2 tRNA genes and 1 rRNA gene are annotated in these 959 nt (G+C 42.0%); all 3 read left to right on the plus strand.

From position 1 onward, the window contains the following. Positions 1-51 (plus strand): 16S ribosomal RNA (locus AAEY97_RS21095); the annotation flags it as partial. Positions 52-269: 218 nt separating this feature from the next. After that, positions 270-346 (plus strand) — tRNA-Ile (locus tag AAEY97_RS21100). Between the two features lie 137 nt (positions 347-483). Next, positions 484-559 (plus strand) — tRNA-Ala (locus AAEY97_RS21105). Positions 560-959: the final 400 nt, after the last annotated feature.

The raw sequence follows: 959 nt of genomic DNA on the forward strand, positions 1-959 counted from the left end.
AAGTCGTAACAAGGTAGCCCTAGGGGAACCTGGGGCTGGATCACCTCCTTACCTATACGACTAACTCAATACCTAAAAGTGCAGAGATGCATGTGAGTGTTCACACAGATTACTTGATAGAAGAAAGAGAAAGATATCGAAAGGTATTTTTGAGGATTTTGATTCTTAATCAAGGCACTTGATAAGTCTCGCAGGGAGTGTGCTTTTAGCACATGACTGAGAAACGAAGAAAGTAACGCAGAGTAAGGGTTTAAAAGACCAAAAAGAATGGGTCTGTAGCTCAGCTGGTTAGAGCGCACCCCTGATAAGGGTGAGGTCGGTGGTTCAAGTCCACTCTGACCCACCAAATCTTCATTTTATCTGCGTTAATTAAATACTCGTTTAGTCAACTAAACGTCGCATTGAATTAACTTGTTAAAATTCGATTTGGCTTCGCCAATCTTATGATTGGATACTTGATATTTATCTCAACTGCATGTAAATGGGGCTATAGCTCAGCTGGGAGAGCGCCTGCCTTGCACGCAGGAGGTCTGCGGTTCGATCCCGCATAGCTCCACCATTTACACTTATCATGACGATAAGCATATGCATAGGTTAGAGATGCCAAAGATAAACGAAATTTTATCTTTGGCTTTTTTAAGCCCGCTCTTTAACAATTTGGAAAGCTGATAGTACTAACTAAAGGCGCATGAATGACGATTCGTTGTTATTGATGTGATTACGTTAGTGCGAAAAACGTTAATGCGAAAGCATTAACACTTGAGTTCTCAAAACACTGTTTAAGTGTCTTGAATATTCTAAAAACTAAGGCGAGTCCACTTCCTGGTCGGAGGTGAGACAAGTAAAAACCAGCTGGTCATGATATGGCCCAGATGTTCACGCAAGTGAAACTCATTTGGGTTGTATGGTTAAGTGACCAAGCGTATACGGTGGATGCCTTGGCAGTCAGAGGCGATGAA

Origin of the sequence: Shewanella sp. TB7-MNA-CIBAN-0143, assembly GCF_040310065.1 — a bacterium.
Classification (GTDB): domain Bacteria; phylum Pseudomonadota; class Gammaproteobacteria; order Enterobacterales; family Shewanellaceae; genus Shewanella.